Annotated in this window: 20 protein-coding genes; 14 read left to right on the top strand and 6 right to left on the bottom strand. The window is 40.9% G+C overall.

Going from position 1 to position 18,732, the window contains the following annotated elements; translation table 11 throughout:
* Positions 1 to 320 precede the first annotated feature (320 nt).
* A complete protein-coding gene (locus IEX60_RS18210; protein ID WP_188752841.1) occupies positions 321 to 2,393 on the top strand; it encodes an ATP-binding protein in 2,073 nt (690 codons plus the stop codon).
* A 3-nt stretch (positions 2,394 to 2,396) separates the two neighbouring features.
* Positions 2,397 to 2,804 carry a GNAT family N-acetyltransferase gene (locus IEX60_RS18215; RefSeq protein WP_229717632.1) on the top strand — a complete coding sequence of 136 codons (408 nt, stop codon included), beginning with the start codon at positions 2,397 to 2,399 and terminating at the stop codon, positions 2,802 to 2,804.
* 35 nt (positions 2,805 to 2,839) lie between these two features.
* On the opposite strand, the gene IEX60_RS18220 is transcribed toward IEX60_RS18215, so the two are convergent.
* The 6 genes from IEX60_RS18220 to IEX60_RS18245 form a co-directional block, all read right to left on the bottom strand.
* Entirely contained in the window at positions 2,840 to 3,106 is a 267-nt protein-coding gene (locus IEX60_RS18220; RefSeq protein WP_188752842.1) for a hypothetical protein, read from the bottom strand.
* Positions 3,107 to 3,238: 132 nt separating this feature from the next.
* The gene (locus tag IEX60_RS18225; protein ID WP_188752843.1) at positions 3,239 to 4,570 is read right to left on the bottom strand and encodes a c-type cytochrome; all 1,332 of its coding nucleotides are present in this window, start codon (positions 4,568 to 4,570) and stop codon (positions 3,239 to 3,241) included.
* Between the two features lie 16 nt (positions 4,571 to 4,586).
* Positions 4,587 to 6,068: a cytochrome c gene (locus IEX60_RS18230; RefSeq protein ID WP_188752844.1), complete on the bottom strand. Its 1,482-nt coding sequence runs from the start codon at positions 6,066 to 6,068 to the stop codon at positions 4,587 to 4,589.
* Positions 6,069 to 6,310: 242 nt separating this feature from the next.
* The gene (locus IEX60_RS18235) at positions 6,311 to 7,180 is read right to left on the bottom strand and encodes a helix-turn-helix domain-containing protein (RefSeq protein ID WP_188752845.1); all 870 of its coding nucleotides are present in this window, start codon (positions 7,178 to 7,180) and stop codon (positions 6,311 to 6,313) included.
* A 39-nt stretch (positions 7,181 to 7,219) separates the two neighbouring features.
* Complete coding sequence (locus IEX60_RS18240) at positions 7,220 to 7,585, bottom strand: hypothetical protein (RefSeq protein WP_188752846.1); 366 nt, start codon at positions 7,583 to 7,585, stop codon at positions 7,220 to 7,222.
* 34 nt (positions 7,586 to 7,619) lie between these two features.
* A complete protein-coding gene (locus IEX60_RS18245; protein ID WP_188752847.1) occupies positions 7,620 to 8,249 on the bottom strand; it encodes an SCO family protein in 630 nt (209 codons plus the stop codon).
* Between the two features lie 175 nt (positions 8,250 to 8,424).
* Here IEX60_RS18245 and IEX60_RS18250 point away from each other — a divergent pair, with 175 nt between their 5' ends.
* The 12 genes from IEX60_RS18250 (at position 8,425) to IEX60_RS18305 (ending at position 18,688) form a co-directional block, all read left to right on the top strand.
* Entirely contained in the window at positions 8,425 to 9,078 is a 654-nt protein-coding gene (locus tag IEX60_RS18250) for an SCO family protein (protein ID WP_188752848.1), read from the top strand.
* A gap of 178 nt (positions 9,079 to 9,256) precedes the next feature.
* Positions 9,257 to 9,472, top strand: coding sequence for a hypothetical protein (locus IEX60_RS18255; RefSeq protein WP_188752849.1), 216 nt, complete (start codon positions 9,257 to 9,259; stop codon positions 9,470 to 9,472).
* Positions 9,473 to 9,569: 97 nt separating this feature from the next.
* On the top strand, positions 9,570 to 10,415 hold the full coding sequence (locus IEX60_RS18260; RefSeq protein WP_188752850.1) for a FixH family protein: 846 nt from the start codon (positions 9,570 to 9,572) through the stop codon (positions 10,413 to 10,415).
* A gap of 26 nt (positions 10,416 to 10,441) precedes the next feature.
* Positions 10,442 to 11,314, top strand: a complete 873-nt coding sequence (locus IEX60_RS18265; RefSeq protein ID WP_188752851.1) for an MbnP family protein — start codon at positions 10,442 to 10,444, stop codon at positions 11,312 to 11,314.
* Positions 11,314 to 12,438 (top strand): cytochrome-c peroxidase, encoded by a 1,125-nt coding sequence (locus IEX60_RS18270; RefSeq protein WP_188752852.1) that lies wholly within the window; start codon positions 11,314 to 11,316, stop codon positions 12,436 to 12,438. Before IEX60_RS18265 ends, IEX60_RS18270 begins: the two co-directional genes overlap by 1 nt.
* Before the next feature lies 1 nt (position 12,439).
* Positions 12,440 to 13,339 (top strand): MbnP family protein, encoded by a 900-nt coding sequence (locus tag IEX60_RS18275; RefSeq protein ID WP_229717633.1) that lies wholly within the window; start codon positions 12,440 to 12,442, stop codon positions 13,337 to 13,339.
* A gap of 15 nt (positions 13,340 to 13,354) precedes the next feature.
* A complete protein-coding gene (locus tag IEX60_RS18280) occupies positions 13,355 to 14,422 on the top strand; it encodes a cytochrome-c peroxidase (RefSeq protein ID WP_188752853.1) in 1,068 nt (355 codons plus the stop codon).
* Positions 14,423 to 14,432: 10 nt separating this feature from the next.
* Entirely contained in the window at positions 14,433 to 15,383 is a 951-nt protein-coding gene (locus IEX60_RS18285; RefSeq protein WP_188752854.1) for a transporter family protein, read from the top strand.
* Positions 15,384 to 15,407: 24 nt separating this feature from the next.
* Entirely contained in the window at positions 15,408 to 15,896 is a 489-nt protein-coding gene (locus IEX60_RS18290; RefSeq protein ID WP_188752855.1) for a c-type cytochrome, read from the top strand.
* 19 nt (positions 15,897 to 15,915) lie between these two features.
* On the top strand, positions 15,916 to 16,653 hold the full coding sequence (locus IEX60_RS18295; protein WP_188752856.1) for a superoxide dismutase: 738 nt from the start codon (positions 15,916 to 15,918) through the stop codon (positions 16,651 to 16,653).
* Between the two features lie 261 nt (positions 16,654 to 16,914).
* Entirely contained in the window at positions 16,915 to 17,859 is a 945-nt protein-coding gene (locus IEX60_RS18300; RefSeq protein WP_188752857.1) for a helix-turn-helix transcriptional regulator, read from the top strand.
* Between the two features lie 178 nt (positions 17,860 to 18,037).
* Positions 18,038 to 18,688 carry an RteC domain-containing protein gene (locus IEX60_RS18305; protein WP_188752858.1) on the top strand — a complete coding sequence of 217 codons (651 nt, stop codon included), beginning with the start codon at positions 18,038 to 18,040 and terminating at the stop codon, positions 18,686 to 18,688.
* Positions 18,689 to 18,732 lie beyond the last annotated feature (44 nt).

Below are 18,732 nucleotides of genomic sequence, written 5' to 3' on the forward strand. Positions count from 1 at the left end.
ATAACTATTAAGTGTATACGTGCTTTTTCATCACCCATCGCAACTTGGAAAGATAAAAAAGAATTTAAGACCTCATGCTCCCCTTTTCTTTATAACGGATTGGTTTTCAGTTAAGCTCAGGACAAAAATCAGCATCGTATTATTTTTCTACTATAAATCTCGTAAATATAAATAAGTTGTATGAACCGAACAATTATTAGCCTTCTATGAATTTCATTATGTCTTTCATTTTTTAAGGATATTCGTTTTATATTAGTAAGATGTTTGCTGAATCAGCAACCCCTAAAATTAATACGAGCATTAAAAAGTGGTAATATATTATGAACGAAGCTATTAATACAACCAAGTTGGATTTACATCCCAAAAGCAATATTGCTAACAAAGTTCGTAATACGTCCTTGCCAAGAACCAAACCTTTATTGCCACTTTATGAAGCCATTAGCAATTCTATTCATTCGATAAATGAATTGTCAAAAACTCAAAATTTAAAAGGTCGGATAATTATCAATTTACTTAGAAACGGAAGTCCTGATATTTTGAAAGATTTGCCTGAAGTCGATGAATACCCTATCCACTCAATTGAAATAATAGATAATGGAGTTGGTTTTAATGATGCCAACATGACCTATTTTATTGAAGCAGATACAGACCATAAAATTGAAATTGGAGGAAAGGGAGTCGGACGGTTTGTATGCTTAAAGGCTTTTAAAAAAATAATTGTATCAAGCAATTTCATTGTAGACGGTAGTCTAACACAAAGGTGTTTCGAATACAAAAACACAAAAGAGGGCATACATAATTTTGAAGAAAACATTATCTCCAATAATCAGGAGCGAATGACGAGATTAGTCTTAAGTGAGTACCGTGACGAATATCAAAAATCTGTACCAAATAATTTGGTACAGATCGCCAGGGAATTAGTCAATCATTTTTTGCTATATTTCATAGAAGACAGTGCACCAGAGATAATTGTTAGAAATCAGAATAATCATGAAGTAAATTGCAAAAACTTATTCAATACGGAATTCCAGAAGGAAATTCGATCAGAGCCATTTGAAATCTCCGATCAGGAATTCACATTATATCTAACAAAGAGTTACAAATCACTAAGTCACAAAATACACTATTGTGCACACCACAGAAGTGTTAAAGAAGAAGGGCTTATTAGCAAAATACCAGACTTGGGTAAATATTCTATTAAGGAGGATGAAAATAACCAGTTTTATTACCAAGCCTATGTGGTTAGCAACTTTTTAGACGAACATGTTGATACAGAAAGAGTAGGGTTCAATTTTCCTATTGAAGAAGATGAAGAGGATATGACACTCATTCAGGAAATAAGCCTTGCCAAAATAAGGAATAGCGCCGTTGAAAAAATAGAAGAATTACTTGCTGATTACCTTTCTGCCGTACGGGAGGCCAAAATAAACAATTATCGACCGACAATTAACGATGAATTACCTCAATATCGCGCTGTGTTTAGCCATAGACTGGAAGAAGTGAAAAAGCTACCGCCAAGTCTGAGCAAACAAAAGCTGGATATTGAGTTGTATAAAATTGAGGCGAACTGGAAAGTTGAAGTAAAGGAAGAAGCCCAAAAACTCCTTGAGGAAACAAAGGATATCCAGAACCTTGACGAATATAAAATACGATATGAAAAGTTTCTAACCCAATTTAATGAAGTTGGGCAAATAGACTTAGCCCGTTATATAGTTCACAGAAAAACCGTAATCGACCTTTTGGACGAGTTTATAAATATTACATCCGAATCAAGATTTCAAGACGAGGATATTATTCACAATATTTTCTTTCCCATACGTAGTTCCTCTGATGAGGTTTTGTCGGAAAATCAAAATCTGTGGTTAATTGATGAGCGACTAACCTATCATTCGTTTTTAGCTTCAGACAAGCGATTTGAGAAGATAGGCAATCTTGATGTGGATAGTAAGGACAGGACTGATCTTTTGATTTATAATGATGCTCTCGCTTTTTCAGAGGACAAAAGAGCCCCTCATAATTCATTTACAATAGTTGAGTTTAAAAAGCCTCAGAGGAATAATTTTCAAGATTTTGATGCCGAGAGGAATCCAATGGAGCAGTGTGAGCGGTACATTGAAACATTATTGGAGGGTAAGGTCAAAGATCGAAATGGAAGATTTATTAGTGTCGATCCTAATACTCCATTCTATGTATACATTGTTTGTGATATTACCCCGTCGTTAGAGCGTATTTTAAGAAGTAGAGAATATATACAAACTCCAGATAAATTAGGATACTTTACTGTTAAAAGTCAATATTACAAGGCTTATATAGAAGTTCTTCCGTTTGAAAAAGTGCTTAAAGATGCTCAAAAAAGGAATAGAATCCTATTTGATAAATTAGGAATTAGCTAACACATGAAATACAAAGCTGTTTACGATTCTCCAACAGTGGAGAGTTACCGATTTTTAAGAGAGATTTGCGGGCTTTTCCCAAAGTCGGAGAAAGCTGCAACGATAGCGCTAAAAAACTCACTTTGCAGTGTCGTTATATTAAATACAGACAACGAAAACGAAGTGATAGGTATGGGAAGGTTGGTTGGCGATGGTGGCTGCCATTGCCAAGTAGTAGACATATGCGTTGTACCAGCCCATCAGAAAAAAGGATTAGGAAAGCGTATCATGCAGATTTTAAATGATTTCATCGAACGTGAACTGCCATCGTCTTGCTACGTAAATCTTATTGCGGACGGAAATGCTATGATCTTTATGCCCAATATGGTTTTCAGCCCGTGTGGCCAAAATCAAGAGGTATGGGAAAAGTGATCACGGGTAATAACCCTTAACTTTACCGATTAATTTTAGTAAAGCCCACGAATAAACTCGTACGTTTTGTTTCTTTCGTTTTCCTTATAACCAACTTCGGGAGTTTTAGCAGCAAAAATCGTTATAAAAATTAGGTTGAGACACTGTGCCATGATTGCAACTGCACCAGATAAAAGCCCGATAAAAAGAATCCAAATCGTTGGTTCTTTCTTAACATACCAAAGAACAGCAAATATCAGTGCTGTAAGTATTGTAAATATAAGTAAAATTGTCGTTTTAATTTTGGGAATGTTACGTATCATAATGCTTTAAAAAATAAGTACAATAAATATATAAGCGATTTTTAATACTATACAGCTAATCAAGATACCATCTACAATCTTCGTCTGCATATTTCTATCATAATCGTCCATGTTGCTACATCTTGATCGTTATCATTCAACAGAGAGAATATACTTCGCAATTTCTTTTAAATCCTCATCTGGTATTTGAGGAAAGCCTGGCATCTGCATAAGTTCTTGACGTTTTTTTCCCGGTGCTTTTATCCATGCGATCAGCTTCTCCTCATCACCCTCATAGATCTGTTTCATCTCTTTAATTGGTGGCCCGACTAATTGCTGATCCAACTGGTGGCAACCTGCACAACTTGCTTGGAAAAGAGCTGTCCCCTTTGCCAAGTCACCTAAGGACTCATCAATCACCAGATCCATTTCTTCCTCGACAGGACTCTCCCGAGCCTCTTTACTCATCGCCTGAAAAGACGCTGTATGTGATGCCATCATCCTTTGGTGTTTGTCCAATGCATTATGACGATACATCTGTCGGCTACCACCATAACACACCATAAAAGCCAATATAGCGATCGCTATTTTCCAAAAATGCTTATCGAGACGTTCGTCCGTATCCTTTATAGTTTTCCATATCCACCAAAGTGCCAGCACAAGCAACCCACCGGCTACCCCCATAATTTCAATGACTTCAAAGCTAACGCCCTTTGCAGGTAAGGTCATTAGAACAATGCTGCCAAAAACGATCTGTGCAGCCAGACCGATTAAGGCGATATGATAACCGATTCGCTTGATCTGCGCTCGGGTAAAAGTATAGTATATATCCTCAAACGGATAGTTCTTACGGCCATTGTACCATACAATGAATATTCCGGTTACCGCAATACAGGCGCCTAAAAATTCAAAATACCTTGGAAATACGTTAGGTAATACCAATGCACTGAGAAAGCCTTTGACCGTTCCCCACTTTTCGGGAAACATCATCAAATTGACATTGGTAAGGAATATTAAGGGGATAAACAGGAATATCAAAACGGATAGTGCAATGATGCCGATATGTATTCCCCGGTGCTTGCTCATTACCGTCCAACTATACTTATGCAAATAGGTCAACAGAAAAGCAATAGTGACCAACGGGATAATCATGATCCAGGCAAAGCCTGTAAGGGCATTGGCCGAGTAGAAATAAACTGTATATAGTGTATTAATACTTAGTAACGGTGCTACGCCCAGCACTACCGCAATGCTCTTGTTCACGGTAATCGTTTTGGCAATTTCATAGGCAAATAGATCATATTGTTTATTCTTCAATCCCTTTATCTGAGCCCAGAGTGTAATGATACTCCCGCCGACCATCAGGTTGATAAAGATAATATGGAACAGGAAAGAAACGATCAATAGTGTTACCAACAACCATTCCGGTAGTGGTAAATCCAATGGAATATCTTTAGGAACAGGGGTATTTATCTGTAATAGCATCTGAGTAAAATCTTGTTTATTTAGTTGTTTCGTTGTCTTTATTCTGCGCTGCTTCTGCTTCCAAACCCTTGGCCACCTCATCTACAGCATTTAAAGGGTTGATAGCAACACCAGCTGACTGCGCTCCTTGCAGAGACTCTCCCGATTCCTGCAATTGCTTGATGTAAGCTACGAGCGCTTCCAGTTCCTTTTTATTTCCCGGAAATGGGGGCATAAACGCCCGTCCCTGATGCATAGCAGGTATGTAAGTGGCCATCGCTTGTTCGTTAAGCGGCTTGCCCTTTCCGTACATGTTCTCGAAGACATCGATAATCGAATTGATCCCATTGGTCGTATGGCAACGGCTACAAGTGAGAATAAAAACATCCCTTCCCGCCATGACCTTATTTTCCGGGGTGATCTCGTGTACGGAAGCGTACGTCGCATGCTTTAGTATTCCATCTTTTTTATACAACGGGTAATCCTCTTCGCGGAGCAGGTTGGAATACATATAGTTTCCGATTACATAGGGCTTCCTCACAAACTCTCTGACACGCTCAAAGATTCCCAAAAAGCCAAAGACGAATAAACAAGGTAAGACCACTACGGCAAAATTGACTTTTTTTGGTTTAGCCAACGCCCATATGGCCAATATGATAGAAAGTGATGCTGCACCAACAATAAAGTACTTTAGAAGATCATAATACTGCTCAAAATCCATAGATCCAACTGCGGTACTCATATTTGCCTTCATGGCTTCAGGCATCACGTTCCAATAGAAAATTGCTCCGGCGATAGCAAACGGCGTCCATAGAAGAACCCATCGTCCGGCATATTTTATCGCTTTAGTCCGTATCTCCGAATCTTTTCGGGAAAATATCGTGGTGAGCAACATGCCGAAGACACCGCCGACCAACATCGCCACAGGTGTACGGAACGCCAGTTGGGGAAGATATATAGGGTTGGTAAATCCGTTCAATAAACTTTTATCGGTATTCCAGTTACCCGGATCCATCATAAATCCCAAAATAGATACAATAATAACCATCGTAATCCAAGATGCAATACTCAGGAATGCACCGAATCGAATGTGTTTTAGCTTTGCATTCAAAGATTTATTGGAGTTCTTCCATGTCAGGTAATAAATCATGATAAGCACCACTTCCGTTACAAAAACTACCCACTCGGTAAACCAGGCCCAATAGAACACCCGGATCAAGCTACCTATCGAACTTGGACTGACCAGTGCAACAGAAAACCAGATTCCAACACCGGTCATTGCGCCAATTGTCGTAGTGATGATGAAAGCTACCTTCATTTTATTATAAATGAGGTTATCCCACTTGTTATCAGTAATCTGATCGGGGGGTGCATTTTTAACGCCTTTGTATTCCAACCATGTAATATACGGTATGAAACCAACGGCCAGTCCGTGATTAATCATAACGTGAATGATGGCAATGACGGCTATCAAAAAGCGGTCATTCAACCAGTCCAAATGAAACATTGGAAAATCCATAAATCTCTATCTCTTTTGTTTTTTGACAAAATTCCCACTTTGGAAGGAAGTATCGTCGAAATAGAGGTGCAGAAGGTTTTTGTTTTTGGAACAGACTATTGTTGTTTCTGTTACAATTGTTTAGTTATTCGTAACCGACTAACAATAGACGTAAAATTGGTCTTGTGCAATATATTTAAAAAACAGAAAGGCAGTCCTAATTCAATAGAACTGCCTATGCTATATCGACTAAAAGTTTGAGTTTATCTTTGCATTTTACGAAATTCCTCAGGGCTGATTCCATGTTTCTTTTTAAAAAAGGTGATGAAGTATGAACAACTTTCAAATCCCAGCTCAAACGATATTTCGGATACGGTCTTAAACGTATGATACAACAATCGCTCTGCTTCCATAAGAATCCTGTCCCTTATCAATTCACCGACACTTCTATTTCGTCTTTCTTTACAGATACGGTTTAGGTAATTTGTTGAAATGTTGAGCTTCTCTGCGTAGAATGACGGGAAGCGCTCACTCCTGTAAAATTGTTCGAGCAATTGTTCGAATTCCCGAACCCTATTCTCTCTTTCTTTATTATAGGGCATAGCCCATCGTATACCATTACAACGTTCCAGCATACCCAATACAATATTCAAGTAAGAGCGCAGGATCGTTTTAGAATCTTTATCCGATAGTTTGACCTCATCAAACATTGAATCCATCATCATGCGCCACTTAGAAATGTCTATATGTTCTTCCAAGTGCTTATATACGACATTATCCTTTAAAAAGGAGAAATCATGCAGCACGTTATCGTTATAACGCTTTGTAAAAAAAGAATCCGTAAAATATAAAACCCACCCCTTAGCTTCTCTATGTATTTCAAATGTGCAGACACTGGACGGGGCAATGCTCATCGCTTCTCCTTTTTGAACCTGTACGATCGACTGATCGATAGCAAATCTCCCTCCCTCTTCCTCAAAGTAGATGATCGTATAGAACTTTCTTTGATTGGGTAAGGATAGGATACTATACTGCCGGTTAAAGGCATGAAGCGGTGTAACGATAAAACCTATATTTGGGTTTTCTAAATCTTCCAGTGTCAAAACGTTAATTTCTTCTGTTTTGACAACCATAATAATATTACCTTAACTTAATAATAATCGATAGATTAATTAGCTAAGGAATACCGGCGGTTTGAAGATACCAATGCAGAACCCGTCAGACAATGGTTCGGAAGATATAGGTGCAAAAACTATATCGGCAACGGGTTGATAATTAATTTTTTTGTATTTATGCCCGAAGACAGGTAAGACCATGGCAATCTCAAGCAATTTGATTTTTATCTGTGCATCGGTATTACTGTTTTCCTCTTTGAGCTTTTCTTCCAGATAACAAGATCCTTTACATACAGGGATGGCATCAAACCGATTGATACATAATTGCCTTTCAATGTAATCCCTATTGAGCTGAAAGCCCAGATAAATCCATATACTTCCCATCGACTGCATAATAACAGCCAAAAGCAAAGATATGTACATGAATTTTCTCAAAACTGTGCGAATCTAATAAAATTTAATTTTCCTTTCTTAGGATATCGATGTCTTTCAAAAGCCTTTTTGTCTCTACGTCTGATGTACCATCGTACACGCCCCTGATATGAAGATCTTTGTCCACTAAGAGAAGACCTCCGCTGTGCGTAAAACCACCGGGAGCCAAACTATCAGGATGTGCAATAGCATAATAGGATTTTTCCGCTAACCGCATGACTTCCTCCTGATTCCCATACACGAAGTACCATTTATTGCCCTTAGCGCCTATTTTATCAGCATATGCCTTTAGGGCAGGTATGGTATCCCTTTTGGGGTCAATAGTATATGAAAGCAGAATTACATCCTCCATATCCTGTGTTTTCTCCTGCACATGTTTCATTTGAGCATTCATCTGGGGACAAATGGTCGGGCAAGACAGGAAGATAAATGATGCAACGTGAATCTTGTTCTTTAAACCGTTTGAGGATATCACCGTACTATCCTGATCGCGCATGACAAACGAATCAATTGTCGGATAAACGGTCTTACCTCCCTGTTTTGTAGGGTTGCCAAGATAGGGCAATCTGCTCTCCTGACAAGAGGTGAAATTAAATACAATGACTAAAAACAGAATGACCCTACCCATAAAACGCAACAGAATAATATTAAACATCCAAATATACATTTTATCGACAAAACTTTATCGGAGCTTGCCTATTGTACTTTAACCAAACCCTGTTATGCACGAAAACCTACATCAATAGCACGCTTATGTAAATAGTTGAAAATATATAGAGTGGTAACTTTGTATGCAATTTTAATGCGTTCGAATATACGATAGAAAACATATGCAGTCATTTAAAATTCTTAAAGTATGGTATTTGCTTTTTAGCATTGCTATCCTTCATGCCTGTGGTGGACAAGGTGCTGACGGGAATCTCCCTATTGTGGGTGAGAAAGAAATTGTTTCGATCGAAAAAGATGGGAAGACCGTTACCGATACCATTTACCATAAAATCCCTGCATTCCGGTTTGTGGATCAGGACAGTGTCTGGATATCCAATGATGATGTAGCGGACAAGATATATCTGGCAGACTTCTTTTTTACACGTTGTCCGACGATATGCCCGCTACTTGCTAAAAATATGTTGACCATCGCAAAAGAGTTTGAAAACGAGGAGCGTTTAATGATATTATCGCACACGATTGATGCGAAACACGATACGCCGGCTGTGCTAAAAGATTACGCCGTTAAACTTGGCGCACCGTCAAACTGGCACTTCTTAAATGGCCCTCAGGACGCTGTCTACCATATTGCAGGAAAAGAGGGTTACTTTTCATATGCTGAGGAAAACCCCGACATTCCCGGAGGCTTTGACCATAGTGGTGCATTTACATTAGTGGATACCAAGGGACACGTAAGGGGTGTTTACGATGGCACCCGTGAAGATGAAGCGAAAAAGGCCATAGAAGACATCCGTAAATTATTGGCACAATTTTAAAATATAAACTGAATTGAAAAGGGTCATTTCATTCCTATTACTTGTATCCCTTGCTTACCAATGTCTGGGGAGCATGGGGGTATTTGTGTGGTTTGAAAGCAACCGATCCTATATTACAAAAGAACTTTGCGAAAATAGAGCAAGACCTCAAATGCATTGCAATGGTCAGTGCGTACTGATGAAAAAGCTCAAAGCATTGGAGGAGAAATCTTCCGATAAAAGTCTTCCGCAGAACGTAAAATACGAAACTTTTCTCTGCGTGATGCAAGCTTGGCTTGTAATGCCCGAAAGCCTATCCATCCGATTGGAGAACAAATATATTGCCTATTATAACGCTTACTATAGTTTTATACATTTCAAGAATAACTTCCGCCCTCCTCGATTCAACGCCTAATCAATTTCTATAAAATTAATAGGGCTGTATTTAACCGAAGATGCTTTTAACTTTTAGGTGGCCAATACAGCGATTTTGGCATTGAATAAAATCGAAAATGAAATCAATATACTTAGGAAAGACGTCTATGCTCTTTAGCATGGCAGCTATAGCATTGGTGTACAGCTTGTCGGGGTGCGGAAACAATGCTCAGAACCAACAACAGGAAGAAGCTGTTGACACAACAAATACGTTGGTTGATATAACAGCTTTAACCAAAATAGCAGATACTACATTAACGGACAAAAAGATCAACGTACTGGTAAAGGATAGTCTGACCAGCAAAAACGAAACCATCTACATTCAGGTCACGGATCAGGATGGGAGTCCAGCTACGGACGTGCAGCTTGACTATGACGTTGTCATGGACATGGGTATGATGTCGCACGGAGGACCGTATTATCCAGTAATGGATATGGGCAATGGACTTTTCAAGGCCGAAGTGGTTTTTATCATGGCCAATATGAAGGATATGGGCAAGGGCTGGATATTGAATGCTGTCCTCAATAAAACAGATAGTTTATCCTTTTTGCTGCCCGTTTCAGAAGCAAAGTATGCAAGGACTATCCCTGTTGGCACCAAAGATGACGGCCGTGTGTTCGTTAGTCTATTGCTGCCCAATGAGGTAAAAACTGGAAGTCAGCCTATTGACTTTACACTGCACAAGATGGAGCATGAGGCTTTTCCACCGCTGGACAACTATACGGTAGAAATAGAGCCTTTTATGCCGGATATGGGACATGGCTCTCCCGATAATAAGGCTGCCGTTGGCAAAGGCAGTGGAAGGTATAGTGGGATAGTCAATTTTACCATGAAAGGCCCTTGGACAATCAAAGTGAATCTGTTCAAAAAAGGAGAAAAAGTATCACAGGAGGAACTGGTATTTCCTGTAGAAGTTAAATAGCAAATCAATATATAATAACAAGAAAAATGAAAAAGCAGAATTTATTTTTTGCAGCCATTGCTGCGTTGGTATTCACATCCTGTGAAAAAACCGAAATTAAAGAAGTTGAAAAGATTGTTTATGCCGATCAGGCAGGAGCTTTGTCGCTGACGTTTGATGCCCGGTATGGCGAGTCTGACTTCGAACTAAACAAGAAATATCCCTACCAACTGGTCAATTCCGGTGGAACTTATGATATGGAATTTGAATTCAGCCGTCTCCGCTATTGGGTGAGCAATGTCAAATTGATCGATAATGACAATAAAGAACATGCCATAGCGGATTCCTATTATCTGGTGGAGGAAACAAATGAAATAGCTGTACAGCATTTGGTCAACGGAGAAAAATATCCGGCAACCAAGCGAGAGGAAGTAATTATTAAAGATATTCCTTCCGGTGAATACAAAGCTATAAAATTCTCTATCGGTGTAGATCAAAAATACAATGACAATATTGCTTTGACCGCAGGCGAACTGGGTTCGCTGAACGGCATGGGGGTTAGCGATGGATGGATGTGGTTCACCAGTTACAAATTCCTGACCTTAGCCGGTACTATCCATTGGGCAGAGGGAACCCCAACTTCTAAAGCGCTGTCATGGGAAACGGGTTCAAATGAACTGTTTGACGGTGCCGGAAAAACTGTCGAATTGACAACACCATTAAAAATTGATGCCCAAAACTCAGGGAAAGTCACTTTTAACGTGGATGTAAAAGAGCTGCTATCGGCGACCGATCTACCGTGGGTCAATAACAGCATCAGTCAAAACAAAAAAGACCTGATGATAGCTCTTCGCGATACGTTTCTAAGTAAGTCGTTGACATTTAAAGAAGCAAGTTCTGTTTCCGTGGAAGCAAATTAATGCATATCGCAGTAAGAAATAGATATATCATTGGAGTCTTCGCCTTTTTGGTGGGGTTGTTTGTCCTATTATCCTGCTCAAAGGATGATGAACTACCCATTGCCGATGAGGAGGAGACTCCTTTTGCGTTTCGTCAACCTGCCTTTTTTCCCCAAGCGGTCGAATCTGCTATTGACCCAAAGACCGGTCTTCCATCCAATCCACTGACCAAAGCGGGTGTTGAATTGGGCCGACGGCTTTTTTATGATCCTCTTTTGTCCGCTAATAAGCAGGTTTCCTGTGCAAGCTGCCACCACCAGGGAAAAGGTTTTTCTGATGGCGTGGCACTCACCACAGCGGGTGTATCGGGCAAGCCTTTGGAGCGACACTCGCCCACACTGATCAATCTCGCATGGACAGACAGGGGGTTCTTTTGGGACGGCGGGTCGACCAACCTGGAATCGCAGGCATTTGGCCCGCTAACGCATGCCGACGAGATGGGAATGTATCTACCTGTGCTTGTGGAACGTTTGCGTGCAGATGCTACTTATGTGGGGTTATTTCAGAAAGCCTTTGGCGAACTACCAAGTGAACATCGCACGGCGATGGCCCTATCGCAATTTCAGCGCATACTGATCTCGGCTGATGCTCCGTACGATCTATATCGTCGGGGAGAACAGCCGGATGCGTTATCTGCCGATCAGCTTCGTGGACTAAATCTGGTCAGACAAAAGTGTAGCAGTTGCCATGCGGGAGAACTTTTTACAGATAATGGTTTTCACAATAACGGTATAGACGATGATTTTGGTGATGGATCGCATGAGGGCATTTATTGGGGCAGATACCGTATTACCTACAATCCATTGGATCTGGGAACTTTCAAGACACCGACGCTGCGCAACGTGATGGTCAGTGCCCCCTATATGCATGACGGGCGCTTCAAGACAATAGATGAAGTACTCCATCATTATCGATTCGGTATCAAAGACACGCCTGTTACCGATGCTGCATTATACCAGAACAATGACAAGGTAGGGATACCTATGACGGACCAAGAGGTCGAAGAAATCAAGTCATTTTTACATGCACTGACCGACGAGAAATTTTTAAACAACAGGGAGTTTTCAAATCCCTATAATAAATGATATGAGAGAGAAAATGATAAAACGAGACTGGAAGAGCATGGTGATCGCATGTATAACGTGCTGCCTGCTGCTATCGGCCTGTAAAAAGGACGACGATATTATCGATGAGAATAAGATGGGTGATTTTTCCATTGAATTTGACCACATCGTCGGAGAAGACCGGTTCTATATCGATCCCAGCTATCTGTACCGAAACGAAAAGGGCGAACAGTTCAGCATACGTATCCTAATGTACTATATCAGCAACATCAAGCTATACAAAGCTGATGGAAGTAGTTACACCGTTCCGCAGGACGATAGCTATTTTCTGGTGGATGGATCCGATAGATCGACACGATTTACGAAGGTCAAGGTTCCCGAAGGAGACTATACTAAAGTTGAATTCATGATCGGGGTCGATCAGGAAAGAAACATGATGCCGATGGAACGCAGAACGGGTGTGCTGTCCTTTAATCCCGGAGAAGGACATGCAGGCATGTTCTGGACATGGAGCCAGGGATATATATTCTTCAAGCTGGAAGGGAACAGTGATGTGGTGTCGGACGATCAGCAGGGCGATCCGACGGGGAACAAACAGTTCAAATATCATATCGGAGGTTTTGGGTATCCATTTGATGATCCCGAAGCCATGAACAACATTAAGGTGATCACCGTAGATCTTACCCAGACAAGCGGTGACCATCTGGCGCATGTAAGGGAAGGTCTAAGGAGCAATGTGCATCTGATGGTCGATGTGATGCAGATCTTTAACGGGCCCTATAAGTTGAGCATTGCAGATAAGCCAAACGTGATGTTCAATAAAGAAGACAGCGGAAATATTGCCGGAAATTTTTCGTCCCTGTTTACACACGACCACAGTGAAAACTATGTGAGAAGTGAGGCGGAGCTATCCTCTAATTAACAATGCCAAGAAGAGATGAAAAAGATATGGGTGCTTACTTTAATTCTTGGCCTGATATGGGCCTGTAAAAAAGGAAATGACATTATAGAGGAGGAGGAAATATTTCTGGGCTTTGTGCAGCCTTCAAATTTTCCGAAACCGGCCTATGACCTTTCCAGAAATCCGGTGACCAAAGACGGCTTCGAATTAGGAAAAAAACTTTTCTATGAACCACGGCTTTCCCGAAACAATACGATTGCCTGCGGGAGCTGTCATATACAAGGCGCAGGATTTACACACCATGGACACGACGTAAGCCATGGGATCGACGACCGTCTGGGAACGCGCAACCCGATGCCGATCATGAACCTTGCCTGGCACAGTGAATTCTTTTGGGATGGAGGTGTATTTGATCTTGACTTTTCTCCAGCAAATGCGATACACAGCGAAGTGGAGATGGACGAGACCGTGACCAACGTCCTGCTTAAATTAAGGGCACGTCCAGAGTATCCCGCTCTCTTCAAGAAAGCCTTCGGAACAGAGGAGATTACCGATGTACTGTTTTTCAGGGCCTTATCACAATTTATGCTCATGGCGACCAGTAGTGATTCCAAGTACGATAAGGTTATGCGCAAGGAAGATGGGGCTTCGTTTTCGGATTCAGAAAAACGGGGTTATCTTTTTTTTCAGAATAACTGTGCAAACTGTCACAAAGAACCTCTTTTTACGGATCTAAGCTACCGCAACAACGGAATACGTCCCAACCGTAGTGATGATAAAGGGCGTGCCATAGTGAGCGGAAATGAGAACGATGAATACAGATTCAAGGTGCCATCACTGCGCAACCTCTCCTTCACAGCACCTTACACACACGACGGACGTTATCTGACCGTGAGCAGGATGCTTGACCACTACCGTCATGACATGGTAGATTCACCGACATTGGATCCCTTGTTCCGACAAGCTGACGGCACGTTGGGCATTACCATGACTGAACAAGAAAAAACAGATCTGATGGCCTTCCTAAAAACATTGGAAGACCCCACGTTTCTGTCAAACAAATTACTTTCAGAACCATTTGGCTCTGATTTTATCGTCAATTAATGATTAGGATATGAGAAAGAAAATTATACTATCGATTTTATCCGCTGTCGCACTTTTTGCAAATATACCGCAGTCAGCAGCCTGTGATGTCTGCGGATGCGGTGTAGGAAGCTACTATATGGGTATCTTACCGGACTTTACCAAACGTTTTATAGGATTACGTTATCAGCAGAATAGATTACAGACCCACTTGGGTTCTAACGGTATCCGTACGCCGAACTCAACGCATGAGACCTACCGTACGATGGAACTTTGGGGGGCTTGGAATTTTGGAGAGCGCTGGCGGGTGATGGCGATCGTTCCGTACAGTTTTAATGAGCGTACTATCGGAAACAACAATATGGAAACAGGCAAGAAAAACGGTCTCGGCGACGTTGTTGTGATGGGGCATTACAAGCTTCTGGATGATGTCCGAACGACTGGATCCAACAAATTGCTGATGCAATCTCTTTGGATCGGTGCCGGGATAAAAACACCTACAGGTCAGTACGATACCAGCGAGCAATCCAGTGCAGAAATGGGCGCACCGAACAATTTTCAGTTAGGGACAGCGAGTGCCGACTTTATGATCAACGCCGCTTACGACATCCGCTTGATGGACGCCGGTATCAATGTGAATGCGACCTACAAGATCAATACCGAAAACAAGCATGAATACCGTTATGCCAATAAGTTTACAATGAATGCTTTGGCATATTACAAATTTAATATTCAGAACAAAGTCCGGATTTCTCCCAACGCAGGTGTGCTCTATGAAACGCAACCCAAAGATGTGCTTTACAACCGTTTTGACGTAGCCCAGTCCGGTGGCCACTCTACCATGGGTATTGCAGGTATTGAGGTCAATGCCGGCAGATTTTCTATCGGTGGAAACTTCCAGACTCCGATCAGCCAAAATCTTGCAGATGGACGGATAAAGGCAGAAAATCGTTTTATGACCCATGTATCATTCTCCTTTTGATTTTACTACAAAAAATAAACAGATATGAAGAATTTTAATGTTTTATTAGCCATTGGTCTTATAGCTACGGTTATTGCCTGTAACAACAATCCAAAGACAAAAACTTCGGAAGCATCAACAGATCCAACAGCTGAAGAACCGAAAGAATTGGTGATACACGATTACCTTAAGGAGGGAAACAAAGGGATCGGGCCTATCACATCCTTTACACAGCCCGCATTTGACCAAGCTGTGGCAGATGAGGGCAACAAGCTGTTTATCGTGCGGTGCACCATGTGCCACGAATACGGCGAAGATAAACTCGGCCCTGCGTTAAAAGGCATAACGAAGAAAAGAACGCCGGAATGGATTTTAAACCTGATGCTGAATACCGAAGAAATGTTCGAAAAAGATCCAGATGCATTGGCCCTAAAAGACAAATATGAAAGCATGATGATCAGTGTAGGTCTGAACGAACAGGAAGCAAAATCTATATTGGAATACTTAAGACAGGAAGACGCAAAATCGAATTGATAACGAAAATCTATTTATCATGAAAACCACAAATAGAAGAAACTTTGTAAAAGGAAGTTTAACACTCGCTACGGGTCTATTGCTGGCCAATAAATCATTTGCAGATAATATCGTAGGGGCAACGGTAAACAGCAATTTTAAGTTCGAGCTTGCAAAGCTTACCTATTCATTTAATGATTTTGAGCCTGTGATTGATGCATTAACTATGCAGATCCACTATGAGCGTCACTATGGTGCCTATGTGAAGAATGCCAATGAAGCGATCTCGGACGAAAATATGTTGGCGACTGGTGCAAAGGATTTGTTTTCCCGCATATCCAAATATTCTACAAAGCTCCGCAACAACGCCGGAGGCGCATTCAACCATGAACTATTTTGGTCTATCCTCCGTAAACCGTCGCAGAACAATGTACCGATTGGACAACTTGCCCAATCCATCGACAATAGCTTTGGATCTTTCGAAGCGTTTAAAGAACAATTTGGTAAAATAGCATTGGGGCAGTTTGGATCGGGTTGGGCATGGCTGGTCAAAGATGGCAATCAGTTAAAAATCGGATCAACACCCAATCAGGACAACCCGTTGATGGATGTGTCACCATTTAGAGGAACTCCTATTTTGGGACTCGATGTTTGGGAGCATGCCTACTACCTGAACTATCAGAATAAGCGGGCCGACTATATCAATAAATGGTGGGATATTGTAAATTGGGAGCAAGTTTTGTTTTATTTTACAGAGAATACCGTAGAGACAAGATAATTTCAGGTATTGTTAAGAGAATACATATGATAATCAATTACGCTAATCGCTAACAAGGTTACACGGTCTGCGTTAAAAAGTATTAATAAAATTAGCGTGCACACGCTTCCGCTTAAAGAAAACTGGTAATTTTTAAAAATACACGGGAACAAGTGCAGGCCTGCCTAAGTGCGGGCTTGTCTGTTTTGTGTATTAGGTATACCAGTACCTCTTTAAGCAATATGACAGCCCCACTTAGATAGGTCATTATTTAAATAGAGAATGACAAAAATGAAACCTATGAATATCGGCTGTACACAAATGCATACTGTCACATTAGTGGCTATCGTTATAGAACTTATTCTTCTTGGAGCACAAGGGGCATATTATTTAGCACGTCCATACGACAGGACACGGTTGTGGTACATCGGGCTATTGCTTCTCATGATCATGCTTAATACGATCAATGGATTATTGCCCGATCCCAGATATGCTATTCCAATATATATTCAGAACATTATCGTTACAGGAATAGGCTTTACTGTCGCCTCTTATTACCCGTTGTATTTCTATAAAGCATTTGAACTGAAAAAGCTACGCTTTCATGCTATCTATGGAATACCTATGTTTATGCTGTTGCCTTATTTCCTGTTTTTCGTTGTAGGCTACTCCATACATGAAGACATTGACTTCGCCCGTCGATATGGATTTTTGATTCCCGGAATATACTCTGCCATATTACTGATAACTATAGGTAGATCAATTCATTTTTCTTATCGAAAAAACGATTACAGCTTAAGTCTATTTGCAGAAAGGTTGGCTGCTTACATAGCTATGTTGCCGTGGTCGCTGATGCCAATGGTAGTCTACTATCAATTTGGTCAACTATCGGAAACGTTATTTGCCAACTTCGGGTTTATGGCAGTAAGCACCCTATTGCTATACCGAGACATCAGATTGGACAGGGCGGAGCAGAAACAATTGGAAAATCTTCGTCAGCTGGTAATGGATACCGATACGATTAAACTCAATTGTCAAAAAAACTTGTTATCTCCCCGTGAGATTGAAATCGCCATTTTGCTGTGCCACCGCTTGCGACGGAGAGACATCGCAGACAAACTATTTATTTCAGACCGAACGGTAGACAAGCATACCGAACGAATTTTCCTAAAGATGGGCGTTACCTCCCGTGAGGAACTTCTTGAAAAACTCAACACTCCATCTTAATATCCTCCTAATGTCATCGAAAACGGATACTGTTTGGCAACCAAAAAGTGAGAAATAATACGCATAATGTACATATATCAATAGGTATAATATGCGGTAGCTACCCTTCATTATTCGCCTAATTTTGTTTTATACGACCGAGTGGTCGTATCGAGAGGGAACAAAAGCGCATTAAACTATGTCAGCAATGGAAACCGAAAATCTATATTCCGGTATGCTGGAGCAATTGGGAGCTATCAATGGGCCGATCAGGGAATCGGTGGAGAACCTTAATGAATCGCTCTCCTGTATCACGACCACCATTAATGATTTAAAAGAACGTATAAGGCGTCATCCGTTTGAGGATGATCATGATGAAATAGTATTCTTTAAATATACCAAACCTCGCTTTTGTTCATGGAACATCTATGTCGTAGAACTACACCATATACTTTTAGCGACCCCAATCGGTACCGACCAAATGAGACGAGATTACTATATGAACGAAATGGAGGTGTTCGACCGTTTTTTCAAACAGCACGCCTTCCACTATCAATATTACTTAAAGGATGAAAAATCCAAGGATAGGGATTTTTTTCTTCGCCGGAACAGGTCGCTCTTTCCTCCCGGCAGGGAGCTGATACCTGATGACCCCGAATTTTCCACCGATCTCGACCACCTGTTTGCAGCATTCCGAGCTTACGAAATGCTCCGTGATTTTATAGTCAAGCGTATCAGATTGTTGTATCAAGAACCAAATAATACCCTCTTACAGGAAATAATGGAAAGCCGGAAACGGTGGTGGTCGGGCTGTAATCTTCCCCGAAAACAGCTACGCATATTAATGTAGTTTTATAATTTAGGGACAATGAAAAAAAGTAAGTTTAGTGAATC

This window comes from Parapedobacter defluvii (genome assembly GCF_014642075.1).
Taxonomy (GTDB): Bacteria; Bacteroidota; Bacteroidia; order Sphingobacteriales; family Sphingobacteriaceae; genus Parapedobacter; species Parapedobacter defluvii.

Excerpts from the sequence above, each read along its gene's own strand:
- IEX60_RS18240 (WP_188752846.1), bottom strand. The coding sequence starts at position 7,585 with ATGTACATATCTTTGCTTTTGGCTGTTATTATGCAGTCGATGGGAAGT.
- IEX60_RS18210 (WP_188752841.1), top strand. The coding sequence starts at position 321 with ATGAACGAAGCTATTAATACAACCAAGTTGGATTTACATCCCAAAAGC.
- IEX60_RS18250 (WP_188752848.1), top strand. The coding sequence starts at position 8,425 with ATGCAGTCATTTAAAATTCTTAAAGTATGGTATTTGCTTTTTAGCATT.
- IEX60_RS18235 (WP_188752845.1), bottom strand. The coding sequence starts at position 7,180 with ATGGTTGTCAAAACAGAAGAAATTAACGTTTTGACACTGGAAGATTTA.
- IEX60_RS18220 (WP_188752842.1), bottom strand. The coding sequence starts at position 3,106 with ATGATACGTAACATTCCCAAAATTAAAACGACAATTTTACTTATATTT.
- IEX60_RS18280 (WP_188752853.1), top strand. The coding sequence starts at position 13,355 with ATGAAAAAGATATGGGTGCTTACTTTAATTCTTGGCCTGATATGGGCC.
- IEX60_RS18245 (WP_188752847.1), bottom strand. The coding sequence starts at position 8,249 with ATGTTTAATATTATTCTGTTGCGTTTTATGGGTAGGGTCATTCTGTTT.
- IEX60_RS18305 (WP_188752858.1), top strand. The coding sequence starts at position 18,038 with ATGTCAGCAATGGAAACCGAAAATCTATATTCCGGTATGCTGGAGCAA.
- IEX60_RS18215 (WP_229717632.1), top strand. The coding sequence starts at position 2,397 with ATGAAATACAAAGCTGTTTACGATTCTCCAACAGTGGAGAGTTACCGA.
- IEX60_RS18270 (WP_188752852.1), top strand. The coding sequence starts at position 11,314 with ATGCATATCGCAGTAAGAAATAGATATATCATTGGAGTCTTCGCCTTT.
- IEX60_RS18295 (WP_188752856.1), top strand. The coding sequence starts at position 15,916 with ATGAAAACCACAAATAGAAGAAACTTTGTAAAAGGAAGTTTAACACTC.
- IEX60_RS18260 (WP_188752850.1), top strand. The coding sequence starts at position 9,570 with ATGAAATCAATATACTTAGGAAAGACGTCTATGCTCTTTAGCATGGCA.
- IEX60_RS18265 (WP_188752851.1), top strand. The coding sequence starts at position 10,442 with ATGAAAAAGCAGAATTTATTTTTTGCAGCCATTGCTGCGTTGGTATTC.
- IEX60_RS18275 (WP_229717633.1), top strand. The coding sequence starts at position 12,440 with ATGAGAGAGAAAATGATAAAACGAGACTGGAAGAGCATGGTGATCGCA.
- IEX60_RS18300 (WP_188752857.1), top strand. The coding sequence starts at position 16,915 with ATGACAAAAATGAAACCTATGAATATCGGCTGTACACAAATGCATACT.
- IEX60_RS18225 (WP_188752843.1), bottom strand. The coding sequence starts at position 4,570 with ATGCTATTACAGATAAATACCCCTGTTCCTAAAGATATTCCATTGGAT.
- IEX60_RS18255 (WP_188752849.1), top strand. The coding sequence starts at position 9,257 with ATGAAAAAGCTCAAAGCATTGGAGGAGAAATCTTCCGATAAAAGTCTT.
- IEX60_RS18230 (WP_188752844.1), bottom strand. The coding sequence starts at position 6,068 with ATGGATTTTCCAATGTTTCATTTGGACTGGTTGAATGACCGCTTTTTG.
- IEX60_RS18290 (WP_188752855.1), top strand. The coding sequence starts at position 15,408 with ATGAAGAATTTTAATGTTTTATTAGCCATTGGTCTTATAGCTACGGTT.
- IEX60_RS18285 (WP_188752854.1), top strand. The coding sequence starts at position 14,433 with ATGAGAAAGAAAATTATACTATCGATTTTATCCGCTGTCGCACTTTTT.